The following is a 23,532-nucleotide window of genomic DNA, read 5'->3' as shown; positions in this document are numbered from 1 at the left end:
GCTAGCTAACCCACTGCCTCCAGATTAGGTTCCCCAAACCGAATGCAAGCTGAACGACCTGAGGTGAAAACATGGCAAGCCGAAGCCTGGCAGTCATCGACCGTTCAGCTTGCCTGGGGCAAAATGCCTGCAAATAACGCTTGAAACTGACGCTTGCTCTGGCGCATTCGATGTCATGAAGCAGGCGCGCCGGCGCGGCACTTTGTCTCGCCTCCCGGATGTCATGATGCAGGTAAGTCGGACCACCGTTCTCCGCTGGATACTGGCCGGCATGATCGGCCTCACGGGGGGCGTGTGGCCGGTGTTGACGCCGCTGCGCGCCAGCGATCTGCCGCCGCCGCTCACCATCCAGTTCACGCTCGACCGTCCGCTTGATGCCGCCGCAGCGCCCTTCGTGATGGCGTTATCCGGCGGCCTGTTCAGCGCCGAGGGCCTTGCGGTCGGCACCAACGTCGCGACCAGCTCGGCGGATGCCATCGCGCGCGTCGCCGACGGCTCGAGCGATTTCGCCCTCGTCGACATCAACTCGCTGATCCGCTTTCGCGACAAGCCTGGTGCTGCGCCCGTCAAGGCGGTGTTCGTGCTGTTCAACCAGGCGCCGTATGCGATCATCGCGCGCAAGAGCCGCGGCATCAGGACGCTGAGCGACATGCAGGGCAAGAGCCTCGGCGTCGCCGAGGGCGACCTCTCGATCCGGCTGTGGCCCGCGGTCGCGAAGCAGAACGGCATCAAGCTGTCGAGCGTGAAGCAGAGCACGATCAGCGCCGCGGTGCGCGAGCCGATGCTCTCCGCCGGCCAGGTCGATGCCGTCACCGGCTTCTCCTATCTCTCGGCGATCAATTTGCGCGATCGCGGCGTGCCCGCCGACGATCTCGCGGTGCTGCGCTTCGCCGACTATGGCTGCGAGGCCTACGGCTTTGCCGTGATCGTCAGCCCGCGCCTTGCCGCCGCGAAGCCGGATGCGGTGAAAGGATTCGTGCGCGCGGCGATCGGCGGCACCAACCTCGCGATCAAGGATCCGGCCCGCGCCGCCGGCGAGGTCGCGAGCCGGATGGATGGCGGCTCGCGCGATCTGGAGCTGGAGCGGCTGAACGCCATCATCCGCGACAACATCCTGACCAGCGAGGTGAAGCGCGACGGCATCGGCGGCATCGAGACGGAGCGCTTCGAGCGCTCGGTCGACCAGCTCGCGGAGGACTTCAAATTCCAGAAGCGGCCGCACGCCGCCGACATCTTCGACGAGGCTTTCCTGCCGCCGATCGACGGCCGCCTGGTGAATTGAGAGCATGCGAAGCGGCACCAAATGTTCAGCGTCGTCCTGGCGAAAGCCAGGACCCATTACCCCAGCCGTTTGTTGTTGCGCGACGCTGGGGCCACTATCCCGCTCCCAATCAAATTCGGTGGCTGATGGTGTGGACGGCCCCCTACGGCATCAGTGTGCCAGAATGAGGTTGTCTAGATCTCATACAAGGGAGCCGTCCGTGAACCAGATTATCCGCATTGGGATTGATACGTCGAAGTATATTTTTGTGCTGCATGGGGTTGATGCGGCGGAGCAGGTGGTGCTGCGCAAGAAGCTGTCGCGCAAACAAGTGCTGGAGTTCTTCGCCAAATTGCCGCCGACTGTGATCGGGATGGAGGCCTGCGGGGCTTCGCAACATTGGGCGCGTCAGCTTTCCAAGCTCGGTCACGAGGTGAAGCTGATGGCACCGCAATTGGTCAAACCCTACGTGATGCGGAACAAGAATGACGGGCGGGATGCAGAAGGCCTGTGTGAAGCGATGAGCCGGCCGAGCATGCGCTTCGTGCCGGTGAAGACGGCCGAGCAGCAGGCCGCGCTGATGCTGATGGGTGTCCGCGACGGATTGATCGTCCGGCGCACCCAGCTGACCAATACGATACGCGGCCACGCGGCGGAGTATGGCCTGATCGCCCCCAAGGGACTGGACGCGATCGAACCCCTGCTGGTGCGGATTGCGCAGGACGAGACGCTTCCGGTTCTGGCGCGCGAGCTGTTTGTGGTGCTGGGCCGGGAGCGCGTCAGGCTCGAGGGTGAGTTGGAGGCGGTTGAGGCCAAGCTGATGGCCTGGCACCGCGCCGATGCCACGGGCCGGCGCTTGGCTCAGATCCCCTCGGTCGGTCCGATCGTTGCAACCGCGCTGGTGATGAAGACACCTGATCCGCGCACGTTCCGTTCTGGTCGTCATTTTGCGGCCTGGCTGGGATTGACACCCAAGGACCACTCCACCGCTGGCAAGACCAGGCTTGGCAAGATCACGCGGGCTGGCGATGAGAACTTGCGCCGTCTGCTGGTGGTCGGGGCCACAGCGGTGATCCAGCAGGCCAGGCGGGGACGCGGTCATCACTCGCGCTGGCTGCTGGCCCTGATCAAGCGCAAGCCGCCGAAGCTTGCGGCCGTGGCGCTCGCCAACAAAGTGGCCCGTATCGCCTGGAAGCTGATGGCAACGGGCGAGAGTTACGAGGCGGCACGGATGAATCCCATGACAGCCGCCGCCTAATCGATTAGCCGGCGGGCTCGCTCGCCGGCCGACCGGAGCTGCAAGAGCAGATGGAGCGATCGATCGAGCAACGATGCGAGACAGTCCGCAGGACCCATCGGCCGCCAACAGGCCGCGTGGTTGTTTGGAACTCGCATCGCGCAAACCATCTTGGCCAGCGATCCATTCGATCGCACCCAACAGGCCGGACATATGGATGCAAGCGATCCGATCTCACCAAACAGCTCTTGTGCCACGGGGGCCGTCCACATATGGGTCCTGGCTTTCGCCAGGACGACGGCGTAGGGAGCCGCTCGCCACAATCACCCTCACCCTGAGCATGACGCGCTGTCACCGCTGGCCCTGCATCGCGAACCCTGATTAAATTGCATTCCCGCCTGATCGGGCGCCCACCGCTGACGAGTGCCGCCGGCATGTCCATGCTTCGCCTCTATACCCGCGTCCTCGAACTGCTCGGCAAGGAGGCGCGGCTCGGCTGGATCCTGGCCATCGCCAACGTGCTGCTCGCCGGCGCGCAATTCGCCGAGCCGGTGCTGTTCGGCAAGATCGTCGACGTGCTGTCGGGCCGGCCGGTCACCGGGCTGTTCGCGACCTCCTCGGCATGGCCGCTGCTCGTCGCCTGGGCGGCGTTCGGCCTGTTCACGATCGGCTGCAGCGCGATCGTGGCGCTGCAGGCCGACCGGCTGGCGCACCGCCAGCGCCAGGCGGTGCTGACCGATTATTTCGAGCACATCCTTCAGCTGCCGCTGACCTTCCATTCCGGCACCCATTCCGGGCGGCTGATGAAGGTGATGCTGAACGGCACCGACGCGCTGTGGCGGCTCTGGCTCGGCTTCTTCCGCGAGCATTTCGCCGCGATCATGTCGCTGATCGTGCTGCTGCCGCTTTCGCTCTACATCAACTGGCGGCTGGCGATCCTGCTGTTCGGGCTCTGCGTCGTGTTCACCGTGCTGACCACGCTGGTGGTGCGCAAGACCTACGGCATGCAGAGCGAGGTCGAGGCCTATTACAGCGACCTCTCGGCGCGCGCCTCGGACGCGCTCGGCAATGTCGCGCTGGTGCAGAGCTTCGTGCGGATCGATTCCGAGGTGCAGGGCCTGCGCTACGTCGCCGACAAGCTGCTCGCGGTGCAGATGCCGGTGCTGTCATGGTGGGCGCTGGTCACCGTGATCACGCGCGCCTCGACCACGATCACGGTGCTCGCGATCTTCACCGTCGGCATCGCGCTGCATAACCAGGACCTCACCACGGTCGGCGAGATCGTGATGTTCGTCTCGTTCGCCACCATGCTGATCCAGAAGCTCGAGCAGGTGGTCAGCTTCATCAACAACGTGTTCATGGAAGCGCCGCGCCTGCAGGAGTTCTTCGACGTGCTCGATGCGGTGCCGGCGGTGCGCGACCGGCCCGGCGCGGTCGATCCCGGACGGCTGTCCGGCCTCGTCGAGTTCGACGACGTCTCATTCTCCTATGACGGCAAGCGGCCGGCGATCGAGGATCTCAGCTTCACCGCCTTGCCGGGCCAGACCATCGCGCTGGTCGGCTCGACCGGCGCCGGCAAATCCACCGCGATCGCGCTGCTGCATCGCGCGTTCGATCCGCAATCGGGCATCATCAGGATCGACGGTATGGACATACGCGCGCTGAAGCTGACGGCGCTGCGGCGAAACATCGGCGTGGTGTTCCAGGAGGCGCTGCTGTTCAACCGCTCGCTCGCCGACAATCTGCGCGTCGGCAAGCCCGACGCCACCGATGAGGAGATGCGCACCGCCGCGGCGCGCGCGCAGGCGCTGGATTTCATCGAGCGCAGCGAAAAGAAGTTCGATACCCATGCCGGCGAACGCGGCCGCATGCTGTCCGGCGGCGAACGCCAGCGGCTGTCGATCGCGCGTGCGCTGCTGAAGGATCCGCCGATCCTGATCCTCGACGAGGCCACCAGCGCCCTCGACGCCGTCACCGAGGCCAAGGTGAATGCCGCTCTCGACGAAGTGATGAAGGGCCGTACGACCTTCGTGATCGCGCACCGCCTGTCCACCATCCGCCACGCCACCCGCATCCTGCTGTTCGACCAGGGACGGGTGATCGAAAGCGGAACTTTCGATGAACTGGTGGCGAAAGGTGGGCGTTTTGCCGAACTGGCGCGGGCCCAGTTCATGGTCCAGGAACAGGCGCGCGCCGGCATCGAGACACCATAATTCCTGCCTTTCCAATTGAGGCGGCTGCCGAAATTCAGCCGATTTCGTCCACGATATAATTCCCCGGCCTCTGTTCTCTGCTGGCAAGCCGGTATAGGGTTTGCATCGCCGCAATGCGGCGCCGGACACGCTTGAAACCCGTACGTCACAATCGCAAGACCTCCTTTTTTCAAGGCGGGTCTCAAAGGACCGGAACCGGATTCGTGCACCTTCCTCGCCCGTCATTGAAATGGATTCTGGCCGTCGCGATGCTCGCCATCGCCTCGCCGCAAATGGCGCAAGCCGAGGCACTGCTGGTTGTCGAGGCCGATTCCGGAAAGGTGCTGCAGGCCGACAATGCGACGATGCCGTGGTACCCGGCTTCGCTCAGCAAGATGATGACGGCCTATGTGACGCTGAAGGCGGTCAAGGACGGCCGCGTCTCGCTCGACACGCTGCTCACGGTGTCGCCGACCGCGTCGTCGCAGTCGCCCTCGAAGATGGGCTTCCGGCCCGGCACCCAGGTCACCGTCGACAACACGCTGAAGATGATGCTGGTGAAGTCGGCCAACGACATGGCCGTGGTGCTGGCCGAGGGCATCGGCGGTTCGATCGACGGCTTTGCCGGGATGATGAACCAGACCGCGCAAAGGCTCGGCATGACGCAAACGAGCTACGTCAATCCGAACGGCCTGCCCGCCGACGGCCAGATCACCTCGGCGCGCGACATGGCGATCCTCGCCCGCGCCATCATCCGCGACCTGCCGGAATACGAGTATTTCGTCCACATCCCGTCGATCCGCTTCGGCCGCCGCATCACCCAGAACTTCAACAAGCTGATCGGCCGCTATCCCGGCGCCGACGGCTTCAAGACCGGCTTCATCTGCGCCTCCGGCTACAATCTCGTGGCGTCGGCGACGCGCGACGGCAAGCGGCTGATCGCCGTGGTGCTCGGCGCCTCCTCGGGCCGCATGCGCGCGATCCGCGCCGCGCAGCTCCTGGACCGCGGCTTTGCCAACAATGGGATGGCGTGGCTGCGGCCCTCGCTCGGCACCGTCGACAATCTGGTGCCGATCGATTCCACGCCGCCGAACCTGCGCGAGGAGATGTGCGGTCCCAAGCACAAGCGGCCCGCCAGCGACGAGGACGCAGAAGACACCGTCGCCAGCGCCGGAAGCTCCAGCACCAATGGCGACGGCGGCGTCAGCTTCTTCGCCTCGGGCCTGCAGGCTGCGATGCCGACCAAGCCGGCCGACATGCTGGCGCAGCCGGCCGCGGCCTCCGAGCCGGTCGTGGTTTATACGGGGCCGACCAAGACCGGTGCTGCGTTGATCGCCGCGGTCGAGGCCGACACCGAGAAGATGCAGCCGGTCAAGCGCGCCAAGGGCAAGCACAGCCGCGTCGCAGGCAAGAAGCCCGATGCGGCCGATGACGCGAAGGCCGACACCAAGGGCGCCTCCAAGTCGGATAGCAAGCCGGCGGCCAAGCCCGCCCGTCACGCCAACGCCAAGCCGGATGCCGCAGCTGCGAAGACGGCCGCGGCGGACAAGCCCGCCGCCGCAAAGCCTGCCGGCAAGCCGGCGGCGGCAAAGCCGGCCGCCAAGCCGAAGACTGCGGCCGACAAACCCAAGGCTGCCGACAAGCCGAAAGCCGACGCCAAGCCGGCCGGCTAGCACAGCGCCCGCCCGTCATTTCCGACCGTCATTTTCTCCAATGCGTCGATAACGCGCAGCGGCTTGCCATTGGCCGCGGCATCGCTCAATACTGCCTGAAACAACGCGGCCAAAGGTCGGAAAACCCGGAAGCAATCCGGGACATCAGCCAAATTTGAGAGAGGGGATTGACCATCATGGAGCGCATCTGGCTCAAGCATTATCCGGCCGGCGTGCCCGCGGATATCGACGTCACGCAATATTCGTCGCTGGTCGAATTGCTGGAAGAAAGCTTCAAGAAATTCGCCGATCGCAAGGCGTTCATCTGCATGGACAAGGCGATCACCTATCGCGAGCTCGACGGGATGTCGACGGCGCTCGGTGCCTACCTGCAGAGCAAGGGCCTGCAGAAGGGCGCACGGGTCGCGCTGATGATGCCGAACGTGCTGCAATATCCGATCGCAACCGCCGCCGTGCTGCGCGCCGGCTATGCCGTGGTCAACGTCAACCCGCTCTACACCCCGCGCGAGCTCGAGCACCAGCTCAAGGATTCCGGCGCGGAGGCGATCATCGTGCTGGAGAACTTTGCCACCACCGTGCAGAAGGTACTTCCCAACACCGCGGTCAAGCACGTGATCGTCGGCAGCATGGGCGACCTGCTCGGCCTCAAGGGCGTGATCGTCAATCTGGTGGTGCGCCGGGTGAAGAAGATGGTGCCGGCCTGGTCGATCCCCGGCGCCGTCGGCTTCAACGAGGCGCTGTCAGCCGGCCGCGCCGCCAAGCTCAACAAACCGACGCTGACGCTCGATGACGTCGCCTTCCTGCAATATACCGGCGGCACCACCGGCGTCTCCAAGGGCGCGACCCTGCTCCACCGCAACATCCTGGCCAACGTGCTGCAGAACGACGCCTGGCTGCAGCCGGCGCTGGCGAAGCCGCCGATCGTCGAACAGATGGTCATCGTCTGCGCGCTGCCGCTCTATCACGTCTTCGCGCTCACCGCCTGCTATCTGCTGGGCATGCGGGCCGGCGGCACCAATCTGCTGATTCCGAATCCGCGCGACATGGCGGGCTTCGTCAAGGAGCTGTCGAAGTACCAGGTCAGCTTCTTCCCGGCGGTCAACACCCTCTACAATGGCCTGCTGAACACGCCCGGATTCGACAAGCTCGACTTCTCCAAGCTGAAGATCGCCAACGGCGGCGGCATGGCGACGCAAAGGCCGGTCGCCGAGAAATGGTTGAAGGTCACGGGCATCTCGTTGTCGGAAGGCTATGGCCTGTCGGAGACGTCGCCGACCCTGACGTGCAATCCTGCAACGATCGAGGAGTTCTCCGGGACGATCGGCCTTCCCGTCCCCTCGACATGGCTCTCGATCCGCGACGATGACGACAATGAATTGCCGATCGGCGAGGCCGGCGAAATCTGCGCCAAGGGCCCGCAGGTGATGGCGGGCTACTGGAACAGGCCCGACGAGACTGCGCGCGTGATGACCGCGGACGGTTATTTCCGCACCGGCGACATCGGCGTGATGGACGAGAAGGGCTACACCAAGATCGTCGATCGCAAGAAGGACATGATCCTGGTCTCCGGCTTCAACGTCTATCCGAACGAGATCGAGGAAGTGATCGCAAGCCACCCGGGCGTGCTCGAATGCGCCGTGATCGGGGTGCCCGATGCGAAGTCCGGCGAAGCGGTGAAGGCCTTCGTGGTCAAGAAGGACCCGAACGTCACCGCCGAGGACATCATCAAGTTCAGCGCCACCCAGCTCACCGCCTACAAGGTGCCGAAGCAGATCGAGTTCAGGACCGACCTGCCGAAGACCAATGTCGGCAAGATCCTGCGCCGCGAGTTGCGCGACGAGAAGAAGGCCGCGGCCTAAGGCCTGAGTGGACTGACGTTCGATGTCTGACGCAAGCCTCGCGACGCCGGCTGACGTGCTTGGCTTCTGGCGGAATGCCGGCCGCGACCGCTGGTACAAGCACGACGACGCCTTCGATGCCGAGATCCGCAGCCGCTTCCTTGCCACCTGGCAGAAGGCGGCTGCCGGCGAATTGTCGTCATGGGAGGCGAGCGATGAGGGCGCGCTGGCGCTGACCATCGTGCTCGACCAGTTTCCGCGAAACCTGTTTCGAGGCGACGCCAGGACCTTTTCAAGCGATGCGCTGGCGCGTGAAGTGGCAAGGCGCGCCATCGACCGCGGCGTCGATGCGCGGACCGCCCCCGTGCTGCGCGAATTCCTCTATCTGCCGTTCGAGCATTCGGAGGACCTCGACGACCAGCAGCGCTGCGTGACGCTGTTCCGGCGATATGACTGCCATCCCGACAACGTGAAATACGCCGAGGACCACGCCGACATCATCCGCCGGTTCGGCCGCTTCCCGCACCGCAATCGCATGCTGGGCCGGCAGACCACGGCCGAGGAGCAGGCCTTTCTCGACGCCGGCGGGTTTTCCGGCTGATGACGGAACGGTGACCAGAGCCTTTTCCGTTCCGATTGCATCGGAACGGGGCGCTAGATTCTTGTTTTGACGCGTTTTCTTCACGCGAACCGGTATCCACTTCGCTCGAAAACGCTTTGACGTCCGGCATTGCCGTTCTTCGGCGAGCCCGTATTGTGCCGTGCTGTAGCCGGGTTTAAGACAGTTCCGCTTCACCGAGGGAGAACAACGATGACGATCAATGTTGGCGACAAGCTGCCGGAAGCCAAGTTTCGCGTGATGACCGCCGAGGGTCCGCAGGTCAAAACCACCGACGACATTTTCAAGGGCAAGAAGGTCGCCCTGTTCGCCGTGCCCGGCGCCTACACCGGCACCTGCCACAAGATGCATCTGCCGAGCATCTTCCTCAACGCCTATGCCATGAAGAACAAGGGCGTCGACACCATCGCGATCGTCTCGGTCAACGACGCCTTCGTGATGAACGCCTGGAAGCGCGACACCGACCAGCGCGACGAAGCCGTTTTCCTCGCCGACGGCAATGCCGACTTCGCCAAGGCGATCGGCATGGAGCTCGACGCCTCCGGCAACGGCCTCGGCATCCGCTCCAAGCGCTACTCGATGCTGGTCGAGGACGGCGTGGTGAAGAAGCTCAACCTCGAGCCCGCCCCGGGCAAGGTCGAGGTCTCCGGCGGCGACACGCTGCTCGGTCAGCTCTGAGCCGACGCTTCTTCCCTTCTCCCCTTGTGGGAGAAGGTGGCGCGGATGCAATCCGCGCCGAATGAGGGGTCTCTATCCGCGGAGACAGACCCCTCACCCGTCCGCGATGCTGCGCATCGCGTCCACCCTCTCCCACAAGGGGAGAGGGAAAGATCGCCGAAATGTCGGGAATCGTAGGATGGGTAGAGCGCAGCGAAACCCATCGCCTTCGTGCCGTGCATTGAGATGATGGGTTTGCGCTCTACCCATCCTACGCACCCGGCTCGCTGCGGCCCTAATTCTTCAACTTCGCCATCGCCACGCCCTCACGCGCCAGCTCGTCGGCGCGTTCGTTCTCGGTGTGGCCGGCGTGGCCCTTGATCCAGTGCCAGCGCACCTCATGCGGCTTCAGCGCGGCGTCCAGACGCTGCCACAGCTCGACATTCTTGACCGGCTTCTTGTCGGCGGTGCGCCAGCCGTTGCGCTTCCAGCCATGGATCCAGCCGGTGATGCCCTGGCGGACATACTGGCTGTCGGTGGTGAGATCGACCACGCAGGGCTTCTTCAGCGCTTCCAGCGCCGAGATCGCCGCCATCAGCTCCATGCGATTGTTGGTGGTGTGCGCCTCGCCGCCCTTCAATTCCTTCTCGACGTCGCCGAATCTGAGGATCGCGCCCCAGCCACCCGGCCCCGGATTTCCGGAGCAGGCACCATCGGTGAAGACAATCACATGCGGCTTGTCGCTCACGCCGCGCACCCGGCCGGCGTGATGCCGTAATCGCGCAGGCTCGCGACATTCTGCTGGAAGCGCAGCTTGCGGACATATTCCAGCGGGTCCTTCGGCTGCACCAGCGCGCCTTCGGGCACGTTGAGGAAATCGACCAGCCGCGTCAGCAGGAAGCGCATCGCGGCACCGCGCGCGAGCAGCGGCAGCGCGGCCTCTTCCGCCGCCGACAGCGGGCGCTCGCGGCCGTAGGCGTTGAGCAATGCGCGCGCCTTGGTGACGTTGAAGGAATGATCCGGCTCGAAGCACCAGGCGTTGAGGCAGATCGCGACGTCGTAGGCCAGGATGTCGTTGCAGGCGAACGGGAAGTCGATCAGGCCCGAGAGCCTGTCGCCCAGAAAAAACACGTTGTCGGGAAACAGGTCGGCATGGATGACGCCGACCGGCAGATCGGTCGGCCAGGCGGCTTCGAGATGATCGAGCTCGCGCGCGATGAAATCGTGCAAGCCCGGCTGCACGCTGTCGGCCCGCGCGGCGGCGAGATCGAACAGCGGCCGCCAGCCGGCGACCGACAGCGGATTGTTGCGGACCAGCGGAAAATCGCGGCCGGCAACGTGCATTTTGGCCAGCGCCTCGCCGACGCCGGAGCAATGCGCCACGTTCGGCCGCCGCGGCCACACGCCCTCGAGGAAGTTGATGATCGCGGCGGGCCGGCCGGCGAGCCGGCTAGTGACCTCGCCCTTGCGGTTGCGCGCCGGCTGCGGGCACGACACGCCGCGCTCGGCGAGATGGCCCATCAGCGACAGGAAATACGGCAGGTCGTCCTCCGCCACGCGCTTCTCATAGAGCGTGAGGATGTAGGCGCCCTGGCTGGTGTGCAGCAGGAAGTTCGAATTCTCGACGCCCTCGGCGATGCCCTTGTAGGAGAGCAGTTCGCCGATGTCGTAGCTTTTGAGGAATTCCGCGAGGTCTTCGGCGGCAACGTCGGTGTAGACCGCCATATGGTCTATTCCGCCGCGGCAGCGTCAGGCCGCAGCGAACGCGGCAGCGGGAAGAACTCGTTCTCCTCCGCGGCCGAGACCGTCTCCACGTGCAGTTCATAGCGCTCGGCGAAGGCGCCCATGATCTCCTCGACGATCACTTCCGGCGCAGAGGCGCCCGCGGTGATGCCGAGGCTCGTGATGCCTTCGAACCTGCTCCAGTCGATGTCGCTGGCGCGCTGGGCGAGCACGGCGATCGGACAGCCCTCGCGCTCGGCGACCTCGCGCAGGCGCTGCGAGTTCGACGAGTTCGGCGCGCCGACCACGATCAGGGCGTCGACCACCGGCGCCACCTTCTTGACCGCGAGCTGACGGTTGGTGGTCGCGTAGCAGATGTCTTCCTTGTGCGGACCATTGACGTTCGGGAAGCGCTGCTTGAGCAGCGTCACGATCTCCGCGGTGTCGTCGATCGACAGCGTGGTCTGGGTCACGAAGGCGAGGTTGTTGGGGTCCTTCGGAACGAAGGTCTTGGCGTCCTCGGCGGTCTCGATCAGGGTCACGGCGCCCGCCGGCAGCTGCCCCAGCGTGCCGACCACCTCGGGGTGGTGGGAATGGCCGATCAGCAGGATCTCGCGGCCGCGCTTGAAATGGATCGCCGCCTCGCGGTGGACCTTGGTCACCAGCGGGCAGGTCGCGTCCAGCGAGAAGAAATTGCGGGATTTGGCCTCGGCGGGAACCGATTTCGGAACGCCGTGGGCCGAAAACACCACCGGCGCGTTGGTATCGTCGGGAATTTCGGCCAATTCCTCGACGAAAATGGCGCCTTTGGTCTTCAGGCTGTCGACCACATACTTGTTATGGACGATTTCGTGCCGGACATAGACCGGCGCACCATAAATGGTGAGGGCACGTTCGACCGTGTCGATGGCACGGACCACCCCGGCACAAAAGCCGCGGGGGGAGCAAAGCACGATTCTAAGGTCGGGTTTTTTGGCTGACATCGGGCTGTCTCGGGGCAATCTCGGGACCGAATCACCCCTCGCCGGCGGGCGGGGAACGGCCAATTTGAGTAAGGACTTGGGACTGCTTTCGGGCGCTGTCAAGGCGATTTTGCTGACCCATTGCGCCATTCCCCCCGGAGGGCTTATATAGGCCCTATAATTCCCGTCATCGCCGATGACTACCAGCTTCGCCTCGACAGAGGTGGGCGAAGCACAAAGGAGATTTGCCATGAGCAACGCACCGCTGATGCCGAAGGCGACTGCCGTGTGGTTGGTCGACAATACCGCCCTGACCTTCGATCAGGTGGCCGATTTTACCAAAATGCACCCCCTCGAGGTCCGCGCCATCGCCGACGGCGACGCCGCCCAAGGCATCAAGGGCATGGACCCGATTTCCAACGGCCAGCTGACCCGCGAGGAGATCGAGCGCGGCGAGCGCGACCAGAACTACCGCCTCAGGCTCCAGGAGAGCAAGGTGGTGCTGCCCTCCGCCGCCAAGAAGAAGGGCCCGCGCTACACCCCGGTGTCGCGCCGCCATGAGCGTCCGAGCGCGATCCTCTGGCTGGTGCGCAACCATCCCGAGCTGAAGGACGCCCAGATCATGCGTCTGGTCGGCACCACCAAGACCACGATCGCCAGCGTGCGCGACCGCACCCACTGGAACGCCTCGACCCTGACCCCGATGGACCCGGTGACGCTCGGCCTGTGCTCGCAGATCGAGCTCGATTTCGAGGTGCAGCGCGCCGCCAAGGAGAAGCCGACCACCACGGTCTACGGCGGCGCCACGCTGCTGCCGGCCTCCGAGACCACGCGCAAGGACGAGCTGGACGACCAGCCGATCGAGCGCCACGACGATCTCAACGTCGATGCCGTGTTCGCCAAGCTGAAGACGATCGGCGGCAAGAAGCCCGCCGACGAGGAAGAGTAAGCGCGGATCGCGCAACTCGAAGCGCAGAATACGAAACGCGGCAGGGCAACCTGCCGCGTTTTTGCTTGGATGCGCATGCGATGGGCGTGACCGCGGCCGTCGGCGCGGCTCAATGCCGGTCGGGATTGTTCATCATGTATTCGCCGAGATCGCGCTGCCGCCGATCGGTGCGGGCTTCGGCGTTCTGGCGCTGCACGTCGCGGTTCTTGCGGCAGGCGACGTAATCAGGCGAGCCGACCGCCACCTTGCCGCCGGCCTGGCAGTACTGGTCGTCGTCGCCCATGCTCTCCGCGATCGGCGATCGGCCGCGCTCGAGACAGCCCGCAAGCAGCGGCAGGGCGAGCAGCAAGGCGAGTGGCGCGCGTGCGGAAATGGATCGCATCCGTGGGTCCGTATCTCGTGGCATATGACAGGGAGGCCGGGATGACCCGGCAATCCATCAAAATCAAGGCCGTTTTGCTTCCGAATGCGGAAGTCTTGTTCCACAGGTGCCGACCTCAGGCGCGGGAGGTGCCAGCACTCCCTCGCCCCGCTCTTGCGGGGTCGAGACGAGCGCTGCTCGCTCTTAGAGGGTTGGGGTGAGGGGCCGCCTCCGCAGAATGAATGCAGCGAGCGTGCGGAGCCTCCCCCTCACCCGGATCGCATTGCCATGCGATCCGGCCTCTCCCCGCAAGCGGGGCGAGGCAACAAGAGCTACGCCTTCCCCTTCAGCGCCTCGCCGATCTCGTCGAGCACCTTCGGGTCCTCGATCGTCGCCGGCATGGTCCAGGGCTCGCCGTCGGCGATCTTTTTGATGGTGCCGCGCAGGATCTTGCCGGAGCGGGTCTTCGGCAGCCGCGCCACCGTGATCGCGAGCTTGAACGCGGCGACCGGCCCGAGCTTGTCGCGCACCAGCGCCACGACGTCCTTCTCGACCTCGGCGGGCTGCTTGGTCACGCCGGCCTTCAGCACCAGGAAGCCGCAGGGCACCTCGCCCTTGATCGCGTCCTTGACGCCGAGCACGGCGCATTCGGCGACGTCGGGATGCGAGGCAAGAATCTCCTCCATGCCGCCGGTGGAGAGCCGGTGGCCGGCGACATTGATGATGTCGTCGGTGCGGCCCATCACCCAGACATAGCCGTCCTCATCCTTGTAGCCGGCATCCGAGGTCTTGTAGTAGCCGGGGAATTCCGAGAGATACGCGTCCCTGAAGCGATCGTCCTGCTGCCATAGCGTCGGCAGGCAGCCCGGGGGCATCGGCAGCTTGATGACGATCGAGCCCATCGTGCCGGCCCCGACCGGCTTTGCCGCCTCGTCGACGATGTCGACCTGATAGCCCGGCATCGGCACCGTGGGCGAGCCGTGCTTGACCGGCAGCTGGCCGAGCCCGACCGGATTGCCGGCGATGCACCAGCCGGTCTCGGTCTGCCACCAGTGGTCGATGACCGGCACCTTCAGCTGCTGCTCGGCCCACTCCACGGTCGGCGGATCGGCGCGCTCGCCGGCGAGGAACAGGGTGCGGAAGCTCGAGAGATCGTAATTCCGGATGAACTTGCCTTCGGGGTCTTCCTTCTTGATCGCGCGGAACGCGGTCGGCGCAGTGAAGAAGGCGACCGCCTTGTGCTCGCTTATCACGCGCCAGAACGCGCCGGCATCCGGCGTGCCGACCGGCTTGCCCTCGTACATGATGGTGGTCGCGCCGTGGATCAGCGGGCCATAGACGATGTAGGAATGGCCGACCACCCAGCCGATATCGGAGCCGCACCACCAGATCTCGCCGGGCTTCACGCCGTAGAGATTGTGCATCGACCATTTCAGCGCAACGAGATGCCCGCCATTGTCGCGCACCACGCCTTTCGGGATTCCGGTCGTGCCTGACGTGTAGAGGATGTAGAGCGGATCGGTGGCGGCTACCGGCACGCACGGCGCGGCCTTGCCGGCATCGAACGCGGCCTGGCGAAGCGTCGCCCAATCATGATCGCGGCCCGCGGTGAGCTCGCAAGCCTGCTGCGGCCGCTGCAGGATGATGCAGGTCTCGGGCTTGCTGCCGGCGAGGCGGATCGCCTCGTCGAGCAGCGGCTTGTATTGCACGATGCGCCCGGGCTCGATGCCGCAGCTCGCCGAGAAGATCAGCTTCGGCTTGGCGTCGTCGATGCGGGTCGCAAGCTCCTTGGCCGCGAAGCCGCCGAACACCACGCTGTGCACCGCGCCGATCCGCGCGCAGGCGAGCATCGCGACGACGGCCTCCGGCACCATCGGCATATAGAGGATGACGCGATCGCCCTTCGCCACGCCGAAATCCTGCATCACCGCAGCCAGCGTCCGCACCTCCTCCAACAATTCGGAATAGGTGAACTTGGTGATCGTGTTGGTGAGCGGCGAATCGTGGATCAGCGCGACCTGGCTGGCGCGGCCGCCGGCGACATGGCGATCCAGCGCGTTGTAGCAGGTGTTGACCACGGCGCCGGCGAACCAGCGCCCGTAGGCGCCCATGGAGGGATCGAAGATCTTCTTGGCCGGCTCGATCCAGTCGATCTCGCGCGCCGCTTCCGCCCAAAAGCCCTCGGGGTCCCGGAGCGAGCGGGCATACACCTCATGATACCGGCTCTGCTGGATATTCATCGCGTTTCTCCCTCGCGCGGTCGCGCGTCATTTGCCGACCATTGTCACGGGAAGTGGCGCCGTTTCAAGCCGAAATGACCGCGACCTTCGGCCGGGTCGGAGCAAAGCGTTTTCGAGCGAAGTGGGTCCCGGTTCGCGTGAAGAAAACGCGTCAAAACAAGAATCTAGAGCTCATTCCGCTTCGATCGGAACGGAGCACTAGTAGCCGTCGACGCCGTTGATCCGCTGCAGCCGCTCGCGCATCGCCTTTTCCAGATCGTAGCCCGGCTTGCCGAAGTCGGCATTGCGGCGGGCGATGAACTGATCCTGCGCGCGCTGCAGCTCGCGCGCCTGGCGCGGATTCTGCGTCTCGCGCACCGTGCGGAAGGTGGATGCGACGATCTCGCGATCGAGATCGGCAAGCGTGGGATTGGCGCAGATTGCCTTCTCCACCGGCCGGCGCGCCTTGCGGCAATCGAAGCTCGGCTTGCCGGCGACCGCCATCATGGCGCCGATCCGCTCCAGCTCCAGCGACAGCGATTTGTAGTTGGCCCTGGCGGCGGCGTGATTGGGGTCGAGCTTGACGGCAGCACCAAAATCCAGGATCGCCTTCGGCCGGTCGCCCTTGCGGCGCCACAGCTCGCCGCGCGCATTATGCGCATCGGCAAGCGATGGATCGAGCTTGAGCGCGGTGTCATAGTCTGCGATCGCGCGATCGATCATCTGCTTGCGGTCATAGGCGCCCGCCCGCGCCATCAGCGCCTTGACGCGATCGGGCCTCGTCGCCTTCTCATTGTCGATCAGCGCGCCGCAGACATCGATGATCTTGTCGTCATCGGCGGCCGCTGCCGCCGCGATGCAGGGGCCGGCGTTGGCCTGCACATCCTCGCCCGGTTCGCTGCCGGTGGCGCGCGCAACGCCCGTCATCAGCGCGCCCGACAGGCCGACACAGACCAGCATCGCGGCCAGATTTGCAGGTTCGCGTCGCATCCTGATCGCCGACAAATCGTCCCTCTTCCGCGCCCGAACCGCCGGCCTCCGATGCCCGGCGGCGCGCCATTTGCCGCAAAACCACACGCTGGATTATACGTCAATTGCGACGATCGGCTGCATCGGGGGTTCGGCTTGCTCACATTCGAATGGATCATCGGGCTGTTGCTCGCGGCGGTGGCGCTATCGGCGCTGGCGCGGCGGATCAAGGTGCCCTACCCGACCTTCCTGGCGCTCGGCGGCGTGCTGCTGACGCTGCTGCCGTGGGCCCCGACCTGGGCGCTGGAACCGAAACTGGCGCTGGCGCTGTTCGTCGCGCCGGTGCTGCTCGACGCCGCGTTCGACACTTCGCTGCGCGATCTCCGCAACAACTGGCTGCCGGTCTCGACGCTGGTGGTGGTCGCGGTCGGCGTCACCACAGCGGCGGTCGCGGTGGTCGCGCATTGGCTGCGCCCGGACATGCCATGGGCGGTTGCGATCGCACTCGGCGCCATCGTGGCACCGCCGGACGCGGCCGCAGCCACCGCGATCCTGCGCCAGGTCAACCTGCCCTACCGGATCCAGAAGATCCTCGAAGGAGAAAGCCTGCTCAACGATGCCAGCGCGCTGCTCATCTATCGCGTCGCGGTCGGCCTCGTCGCCGCCGAGCACATGAAGATCCGCGAGTTCGTGCCGTCCATCACGATCGCGCTGGTCGGCAGCCTCGCCGCAGGCTTCCTGTTCGCGCAAGTCTGGATGATGATCACGCGTCGCATCACCGAGGCGCCGAGCGCGATCATCACGCAGTTCGGCGGCACTTTCATGGTGTGGATCATTGCCGAGCATCTCGGGCTGTCCGGCATCCTCACCATCATCGCCTATGCGATCACCATCTCGCGCACCGCGCCGGCCCGCACATCGGCGCGGCTGCGCGTGTCGTCGTACGCGGTGTGGGAAACCGTCGTGTTCGTGCTCAACGTGCTCGCCTTCATGCTGATCGGCCTGCAGTTGCGCCCGATCTGGTCCGGGCTCGACGACGAGGTGCGGTGGAAGTATTGCAGCTTTGCCGCCGCGATCCTCGCCGTCGTGATCCTCGCCCGCATCCTCTGGGTAATGCCCTACGGCGCGCTGCTGCGCACACTGAAGACGCGCAACCTGCTGCCCGCCCACGTGGTGGACGCCGTGCCGACCTTGAAGCGCGGCTTCATCGTGTCCTGGTGCGGCATGCGCGGCATCGTCACGCTGGCGGCGGCGTTTGCGCTGCCTGAATGGTTTCCGTATCGCGATCTGATCCTGCTGACGGCGTTTGCCGTGGTGCTCGGTTCGCTCGTGATCCAGGGGTTGACGCTGCGGCCATTGATCCTGGCGTTGAATTTCGCTGACGACGATCCGGTCGGACGCGAGGCGGCCCATGCCCGCGGCGTGGTGTTTCGCGCCGCGCTCGACGAGATCGACGCCGACCCGTCGGAGGAGGCCGAGATCCTGCGGCTCGAATATCGCGCCGTGCTGCTGCGCGCCGAGAATGATCCCGACGGCGGCCTGACCTCGCGCGAGCTGCCGTCGGATCCGCTGCGCCGCCGCGCCATCGCCGCGGCGCGTCAGGCATTGCTCAATCTGCGCCGCATCGAGGCGATCGGCGACGACGCATTCCATCTGGTCGAGGAAGAGCTCGACCGCGCCGAGCTCAGCGTGGAGGCCTAAAGCGCCATGAGGTTAGGATGAATAGCCGCCGCGACACTGCGCTCCCTCTCCCCGTTCTTTACGGGGAGAGGGTTGGGGTGAGGGGCTGTCTCCGCGTAACCGGCGATAGCTGCATCTGCGGAGAATCCCCTCACCCGGAATGCATCTAGCGATGCATTCCGACCTCTCCCCGCACGCGGGGCGAGGTAAAGCGAAGTTCGCTGCTCAGGCGCCCGACTTCACGCCCCCGACTTGGAGGTGATGCCGCCGTCGACCACGAGCTCGATGCCGGTGACATACTTCGATTCGTCCGACGCCAGGAACAGCGCGGCATTGGCGACGTCCCAGGCGTCGCCCATATGCCCCATCGGCACCTGCGCGTCGCGGGCGCGCCACATCGCCTCGACATCGCCCTTGGCGTAGCTCTGCGCCAGCCCGGCCGAATGCGCGACCATCGGTGTCTTCATCAGTCCGGGCAGGATCGCGTTGACGCGCACATGCTTCGAGGCGAACTCGACCGCGGTCGAGCGCGTCATCTGGTTCATCGCGGCCTTGCTCGCGTTGTAGCTGACATAGGAAATGCCGACATGGCGGATCGAGGCGATCGAGGAGATGTTGATGATCGAGCCGCCGCCCTGCTTGATCATGACGGGAATGACGTGCTTCATCGACAGATAGGCGCTCTTGAGGTTGACCGCGAAGACGCGGTCCCACTCGGCTTCCGCAACTTCCACCACGCTGCCGACCTCGGCGATGCCGACATTGTTGTCGAGCACGTCGATGCGGCCGTAGGCCTTCAGGCAGGCCGCGACCATCGCCTCGACCTCGCCGGCGCGCGAGACATCGGCGGTGAATGCGGCAGCCTTGCCGCCCTCGCCGGTGATGATGCCGACGGTCTCCTCCGCCGCGGCGCCGTTGCGATCGACGCAGAAGACGCTGGCGCCCTCGCGCGCAAAGGTGACGGCGGTCGCCTTGCCATTGCCCCAGCCGGGCCCGATCGAACCCGCGCCGACCACCATCGCAACCTTGCCCTTGAGCCGATCCATCGCCTGTTCTCCCTTGTTGTTCTTGTCGTGACTGTAGCCCGGATGAGCGAAGCGATATCCGGGAGCGCTATCCCCCGCATATCGCTCCGCTCATGCGGGCTACGGATACTTACTACGGATTCTCGCAAACACTCATCGTCGTGACATTAGCACCGATCGGATGCCCGATAATCTCCGATAAGGTCTGGCAGCGTCCCTCCTGGCACAGGTGCCATTCACCCGCGGCGCCGGAATTGCCGAGCACGACCTCCGCCCTTGGCATCGGCGGGGGCGACCATTGAAACCAGCCATCGACAAGGCGCGCCTCCGGCGGCGGCTCCATGCCGGCGCCGGTGCCCTTGACGCGCGCCTGTTGCAGCGTCAGCCCGGCCGGCGTGACCAGCCAGTCCTCCTGCCACGCGCTCTTCTCGATCGAATGCGTCCAGGCGAGCGTGAACGCCGCAATCGACAGCGCCTTCACGACTCCCGCGGAAGCGAGGCAGAGGCTCAAGCCGCCGCCACCGCATTGCGCGGACGCTGCCGCCATTGCCATAGCACGACAGCAGCAGCGAGCGTGAAGCCCGCTGTATCCGAGAACGGGAAATCGCCGAGCAGGCAGAGCGCGGCGCCGAACGCGACCAGGATCTCGATGAAAGTCAGCCGCGTGAACAGGAAGCCGATCGCGACGATGCCGAACAATCCGATCGCCACCAGCGCCTTGAAGGTCGCCAGCGCCACCGCGCCGTAGAAGCCGAGTTGCGCCTGCATCGGATCCCCGGTCTGCAGCATCAGCGCCGGCGAATAGACGAAGATGAACGGAATGACGTAGCCGGCAAGCGCGATCCGCATCGCCTCCCAGCCGATCTTGTCCGGGTTCTCCTTGGCGATCGGCGCCGCCGCCAGGGCCGCGAGCGCGACCGGCGGCGAGAGGTCGGCCATGATGCCGTAATAGAACGCAAACATGTGGCTTGCGATCAGCGGCACGCCGAGCTTGGCGAGCGCCGGTGCAGCCAGCGCCGCGGTGATGATGTAGGTCGGGATCGTCGGGATGCCGGTGCCGAGCAGGATCGACAGCAGCATGGTCATGATCAGTGCCAGGAACAGGCTCTTGGCGCCGAGCCCGATGATCCAGCTGCCGAAGATGGTGCCGACGCCGGTCTGCGTCATCATGCCGATGATGGTGCCGACGATGGCGCAGGCCATGCCGACCGTCAGCGCCGACTTGGCGCTGTCGGCGAGCGAGTCGCGGCAGGCTTTCAGCGTGGCGCGGCCGCCGCGGGTGATCGCCGCGATCACGATCAAACCGGCGACGACGCTCGCGACCGGAACGATCTCGATGCCGTGGCGCGACACCGCGGCGACCACCAGCGCGAGGCCGGTCCAGAAGATGTAGCGTACGACGGTGTTGGAGAAGCCGAGCGTGATGCTGGCGCCGAGGATCAGCGCGACCGTGAGCGCAAGTCCCATGCTGCCGGCATAGAGCGGCGTGAAGCCCTCGAACAGCATGTAGACCAGCGCCGCGAGCGGCAACACCAGGTACCAGCGCGCCACCAGCGCTTTCCAGGCGCTCGGGATCTCCGAGCGCTTCATGCCGACGAGGCCATGCTTGCCGGCCTCCAGATGCACCATCCAGAACGCCGAGGCGAAGTAGAGGACCGCCGGGATCACCGCGGCCTTGACGATCTCCGAATAGGGCACGCCGAGCGTCTCGGCCATGATGAAGGCGACCGCTCCCATGACGGGGGGCATGATCTGGCCGCCCATCGAAGCGGTGGCCTCGACGCCGGCCGCGAAGGCGCGGCGGTAGCCGAACTTGATCATCAAGGGGATCGTGAACTGGCCGACGGTGACGACGTTGGCGACGCCCGAACCCGAGATCGTGCCCATCATGCCCGAAGCGAACACCGCGACCTTGGCGGGGCCGCCGCGGGTGCGACCGAACAGGCCGAGCGAGACGTCGGTGAACAGCTGGATCATGCCGGCGCGTTCCAGGAACGAGCCGAACAGGATGAACAGGAAGATGTAGGTCGCCGAGACGTAGATCGGCACGCCGTAGAAGCCTTCGGTGCCGAACGAGAGATGGGTGACGATCTGGTCGAAGTCATAGCCGCGGTGATTGAACGGCGACGGCAGATATTGGCCGAAGAACCAGTAGAGCAGACAGGCGCCGCACATCAGCGGCAGCGCCGCCCCCATCAGCCGCCGCGTGCCCTCGAAGATCAGGACCGCGAGCAGCGTGCCGACGGCGAGGTCCATGTTGGTCGGATCGCCGTCGCGGGCGATCAGGTCGGCATAGAAGATCCACTGGTAGAGCCCGCAGAGGAACCCGGCGGCGCCGACGATCCAACTCACCGCGCGGCCGAAATCGGTCTTGGCGGTGAAATTGCCGATCAGGCCGAAGGTCAGGAGGATCAGGAAGCCGACATGGACGCCGCGCACCACCTGGCTCGGCAGGTAGTTGAAAGCCGCGACATAGAGCTGGAACACCGCAAAGGCGAGACCGATGGCATAGGCCAGATGCCCCCAGGCACCCGGGCCGAAGCCCTCCGGAAAGCCGTGCTCGAAATTGTCGAATTCAACCTTGACGGGCTGCTCGCCCTCAACCTGCTGCTGCATATGATCAGTCCCCCGCCGTGTCCGCGACGTCCATAGTACCTGCGTGGCGCTTGGGCCGCGTCCCCCGCACGTCATGCGCGGGCTTGACCCGCGCATCCATCGAAAAATGAGCTCTTTAGAAAGATGGATGGCCGGGTCAAGCCCGGCCATGACACCCTCGAAGCGTAACCGGCCCTACTTGATCAGGCCCTTCTCCTTGTAATACCGGATCGCGCCGGGATGCAGCGGCACCGGGCTGCCGGTCGCGGCGGCCTCGAGCTTGATCTCCTTGCCCGCGGCGTGGGCGTTGGCGAGTTCCGGCAGCGATTCGTAGACCAGCTTGGTCATCTGATAGGCGAGATCGTCCGACACCGCGCTCGAGGTCACGAGGTAGTTCACGACCGCGGCGGTCGGCACGTCCTTGTCCTGGCCCGTATAGGTGTTGGCCGGGATGATCACGGAGACGAAGGGCGGGCCGATCTTGTCGACGGTCTCCTTCGGCACGGCGACCACGGTGATCTCGCTCGAGGTCGAGAGGTCCTTCAGCGAGGCGACGCCGAGGCCGGCGGACTGCAGCGTGGCGTTGAGCTGGCGGTTCTTCATCAGATCCACCGATTCGGCGAACGGCAGGTACTCGACCTTGCCGAGATCCTTGTAGCTCATGCCGGCGGCCGCGAGGATCGCGCGCGAGTTGAGCTCGGTGCCGGACTTCGGCGCACCGACCGACAGGCTCTTGCCCTTGAGATCGGCGAGTGTCTTGATGCCGCTCTCGGCGGTCGCGACGATCTGGATGTAGTTCGGATAGATCGCGCCGATGGTGCGCAGCTTGTCGAGCTTGTTCTTGAAGCCGGCTTCGGCGTCGCCTTCCCAGGCGGCTTTGAGCGAATCGCCGAGCGTGAAGGCGATCTCGCCGCGGCCCTGCTGCAGCAGCACCAGGTTCTCGACCGAGGCCTTGGTCGCCTGCACCTGGGTTTTCACGCCGGGGATCTTGTCGCCGTAGATCTTCCCCATCGCGACGCCGAGCGGATAGTAGACGCCGGAGGTGCCGCCGGTGAGCACGTTAATGAACTGCTCGGCCTGTGCGACAGGCGCGGACAAAACGCTGGCTGCCACGATCGCAGCAGCCATCAACTTGGAATTCATGAGTATTATTCTCCCCTTAAGCCGGCCGGAAATTGGCCGGACACCCCCGCCGGGTCAACCCATCCAAATGACGCATGCGCGGCGGAAATCCCCGATAGCAACACCACTTTACCTGCCGCGGGAACTCGCCGCGCGACCGGGCGACCGCTTCGAGCTGGTTGCCGCGACCCGGGCGCTGGCGGCCGCTAACGGCTCGGTATTCGCGCCGGCGATCGCCGCGGTGACACTCGGCATTGTCGGACCCAAAGCGTTCTCGGCGCGGACCGGCCGCAACGAAGCAGCGAAGATCGGCTTGCGGCCCCAGATGTCGGCTTGAGCACCGCTGTCGCCGGATTCATTGTCGTCCATGCAGGTTGCAGCGCTGCATTCCTGTTCCTTGCAGCTATCGCTTGTGCCGCGCTGATCGGCCACTGCGCGTTGATGCGGGAGA

At 65.3% G+C, this 23,532-nt stretch carries 20 protein-coding genes; 10 read left to right on the top strand and 10 right to left on the bottom strand.

The genetic code is table 11. The annotated features are described in order from the left end of the window. Window positions 1-226 precede the first annotated feature (226 nt). The 7 genes from ACVIHF_RS39655 (at window position 227) to ACVIHF_RS39625 (ending at window position 9,498) form a co-directional block, all read left to right on the top strand. A complete protein-coding gene (locus ACVIHF_RS39655; RefSeq protein WP_456793631.1) occupies window positions 227-1,282 on the top strand; it encodes an ABC transporter substrate-binding protein in 1,056 nt (351 codons plus the stop codon). Between the two features lie 199 nt (window positions 1,283-1,481). Beyond that, the gene (locus ACVIHF_RS39650; RefSeq protein WP_253605065.1) at window positions 1,482-2,519 is read left to right on the top strand and encodes an IS110 family RNA-guided transposase; all 1,038 of its coding nucleotides are present in this window, start codon (window positions 1,482-1,484) and stop codon (window positions 2,517-2,519) included. Window positions 2,520-2,932: 413 nt separating this feature from the next. Continuing rightward, complete coding sequence (locus ACVIHF_RS39645) at window positions 2,933-4,711, top strand: glucan ABC transporter ATP-binding protein/ permease (protein WP_253604608.1); 1,779 nt, start codon at window positions 2,933-2,935, stop codon at window positions 4,709-4,711. A 203-nt stretch (window positions 4,712-4,914) separates the two neighbouring features. Next, window positions 4,915-6,363, top strand: a complete 1,449-nt coding sequence (locus ACVIHF_RS39640; protein ID WP_456793630.1) for a D-alanyl-D-alanine carboxypeptidase family protein — start codon at window positions 4,915-4,917, stop codon at window positions 6,361-6,363. A 176-nt stretch (window positions 6,364-6,539) separates the two neighbouring features. Then, a complete protein-coding gene (locus ACVIHF_RS39635) occupies window positions 6,540-8,222 on the top strand; it encodes a long-chain fatty acid--CoA ligase (RefSeq protein ID WP_310882943.1) in 1,683 nt (560 codons plus the stop codon). A gap of 22 nt (window positions 8,223-8,244) precedes the next feature. Then, a complete protein-coding gene (locus tag ACVIHF_RS39630) occupies window positions 8,245-8,802 on the top strand; it encodes a DUF924 family protein (protein WP_310882942.1) in 558 nt (185 codons plus the stop codon). Window positions 8,803-9,012: 210 nt separating this feature from the next. Beyond that, the gene (locus ACVIHF_RS39625) at window positions 9,013-9,498 is read left to right on the top strand and encodes a peroxiredoxin (protein ID WP_018269652.1); all 486 of its coding nucleotides are present in this window, start codon (window positions 9,013-9,015) and stop codon (window positions 9,496-9,498) included. A gap of 274 nt (window positions 9,499-9,772) precedes the next feature. On the opposite strand, the gene rnhA is transcribed toward ACVIHF_RS39625, so the two are convergent. Genes rnhA through ispH form a run of 3 tightly spaced genes read right to left on the bottom strand, consistent with a single transcriptional unit; the run spans window position 9,773 to window position 12,182 of the window. After that, window positions 9,773-10,225: a ribonuclease HI gene (rnhA, locus tag ACVIHF_RS39620; RefSeq protein ID WP_283064904.1), complete on the bottom strand. Its 453-nt coding sequence runs from the start codon at window positions 10,223-10,225 to the stop codon at window positions 9,773-9,775. After that, window positions 10,222-11,202 carry a homoserine kinase gene (locus ACVIHF_RS39615; protein ID WP_310882941.1) on the bottom strand — a complete coding sequence of 327 codons (981 nt, stop codon included), beginning with the start codon at window positions 11,200-11,202 and terminating at the stop codon, window positions 10,222-10,224. Before ACVIHF_RS39615 ends, rnhA begins: the two co-directional genes overlap by 4 nt. Window positions 11,203-11,207: 5 nt before the next feature. Then, window positions 11,208-12,182 (bottom strand): 4-hydroxy-3-methylbut-2-enyl diphosphate reductase, encoded by a 975-nt coding sequence (ispH, locus tag ACVIHF_RS39610; protein ID WP_057016404.1) that lies wholly within the window; start codon window positions 12,180-12,182, stop codon window positions 11,208-11,210. A gap of 229 nt (window positions 12,183-12,411) precedes the next feature. On the opposite strand from ispH, the gene ACVIHF_RS39605 reads away from it, so the two are divergent. Continuing rightward, window positions 12,412-13,110: a DUF1013 domain-containing protein gene (locus ACVIHF_RS39605; RefSeq protein WP_076825203.1), complete on the top strand. Its 699-nt coding sequence runs from the start codon at window positions 12,412-12,414 to the stop codon at window positions 13,108-13,110. Between the two features lie 109 nt (window positions 13,111-13,219). On the opposite strand, the gene ACVIHF_RS39600 is transcribed toward ACVIHF_RS39605, so the two are convergent. The 3 genes from ACVIHF_RS39600 to ACVIHF_RS39590 form a co-directional block, all read right to left on the bottom strand. Next, complete coding sequence (locus tag ACVIHF_RS39600) at window positions 13,220-13,492, bottom strand: hypothetical protein (protein ID WP_075969207.1); 273 nt, start codon at window positions 13,490-13,492, stop codon at window positions 13,220-13,222. Window positions 13,493-13,803: 311 nt separating this feature from the next. Further along, a complete protein-coding gene (locus tag ACVIHF_RS39595; RefSeq protein ID WP_456793629.1) occupies window positions 13,804-15,711 on the bottom strand; it encodes a propionyl-CoA synthetase in 1,908 nt (635 codons plus the stop codon). A gap of 198 nt (window positions 15,712-15,909) precedes the next feature. After that, the gene (locus ACVIHF_RS39590; protein ID WP_253604624.1) at window positions 15,910-16,680 is read right to left on the bottom strand and encodes a tetratricopeptide repeat protein; all 771 of its coding nucleotides are present in this window, start codon (window positions 16,678-16,680) and stop codon (window positions 15,910-15,912) included. Window positions 16,681-16,815: 135 nt separating this feature from the next. On the opposite strand from ACVIHF_RS39590, the gene ACVIHF_RS39585 reads away from it, so the two are divergent. Beyond that, entirely contained in the window at window positions 16,816-18,360 is a 1,545-nt protein-coding gene (locus tag ACVIHF_RS39585; protein ID WP_310882938.1) for a cation:proton antiporter, read from the top strand. A 218-nt stretch (window positions 18,361-18,578) separates the two neighbouring features. Here the strand turns inward: ACVIHF_RS39585 and ACVIHF_RS39580 are convergent, their stop codons facing one another. The 4 genes from ACVIHF_RS39580 to ACVIHF_RS39565 all read right to left on the bottom strand — a co-directional run bounded on the left by ACVIHF_RS39580 (window position 18,579) and on the right by ACVIHF_RS39565 (window position 23,102). Then, window positions 18,579-19,385: an SDR family NAD(P)-dependent oxidoreductase gene (locus ACVIHF_RS39580; RefSeq protein ID WP_253604628.1), complete on the bottom strand. Its 807-nt coding sequence runs from the start codon at window positions 19,383-19,385 to the stop codon at window positions 18,579-18,581. A 112-nt stretch (window positions 19,386-19,497) separates the two neighbouring features. Next, window positions 19,498-19,911 carry a DUF1850 domain-containing protein gene (locus ACVIHF_RS39575; RefSeq protein WP_456777820.1) on the bottom strand — a complete coding sequence of 138 codons (414 nt, stop codon included), beginning with the start codon at window positions 19,909-19,911 and terminating at the stop codon, window positions 19,498-19,500. After that, entirely contained in the window at window positions 19,872-21,980 is a 2,109-nt protein-coding gene (locus ACVIHF_RS39570; RefSeq protein ID WP_456793628.1) for a TRAP transporter permease, read from the bottom strand. Before ACVIHF_RS39570 ends, ACVIHF_RS39575 begins: the two co-directional genes overlap by 40 nt. 174 nt (window positions 21,981-22,154) lie before the next feature. Continuing rightward, window positions 22,155-23,102, bottom strand: coding sequence for a TAXI family TRAP transporter solute-binding subunit (locus ACVIHF_RS39565; protein ID WP_018269641.1), 948 nt, complete (start codon window positions 23,100-23,102; stop codon window positions 22,155-22,157). Between ACVIHF_RS39565 and ACVIHF_RS39560 the strand changes: the two genes are divergently transcribed. Next, window positions 23,101-23,418: a hypothetical protein gene (locus ACVIHF_RS39560; RefSeq protein ID WP_456793627.1), complete on the top strand. Its 318-nt coding sequence runs from the start codon at window positions 23,101-23,103 to the stop codon at window positions 23,416-23,418. The genes ACVIHF_RS39565 and ACVIHF_RS39560 overlap by 2 nt on opposite strands. Window positions 23,419-23,532 lie beyond the last annotated feature (114 nt).

This window comes from Bradyrhizobium sp. USDA 4506 (assembly GCF_054058795.1).
Note: the sequence above shows the minus strand (reverse complement) of the source record. Positions and strands in the feature narration are given on the sequence as shown.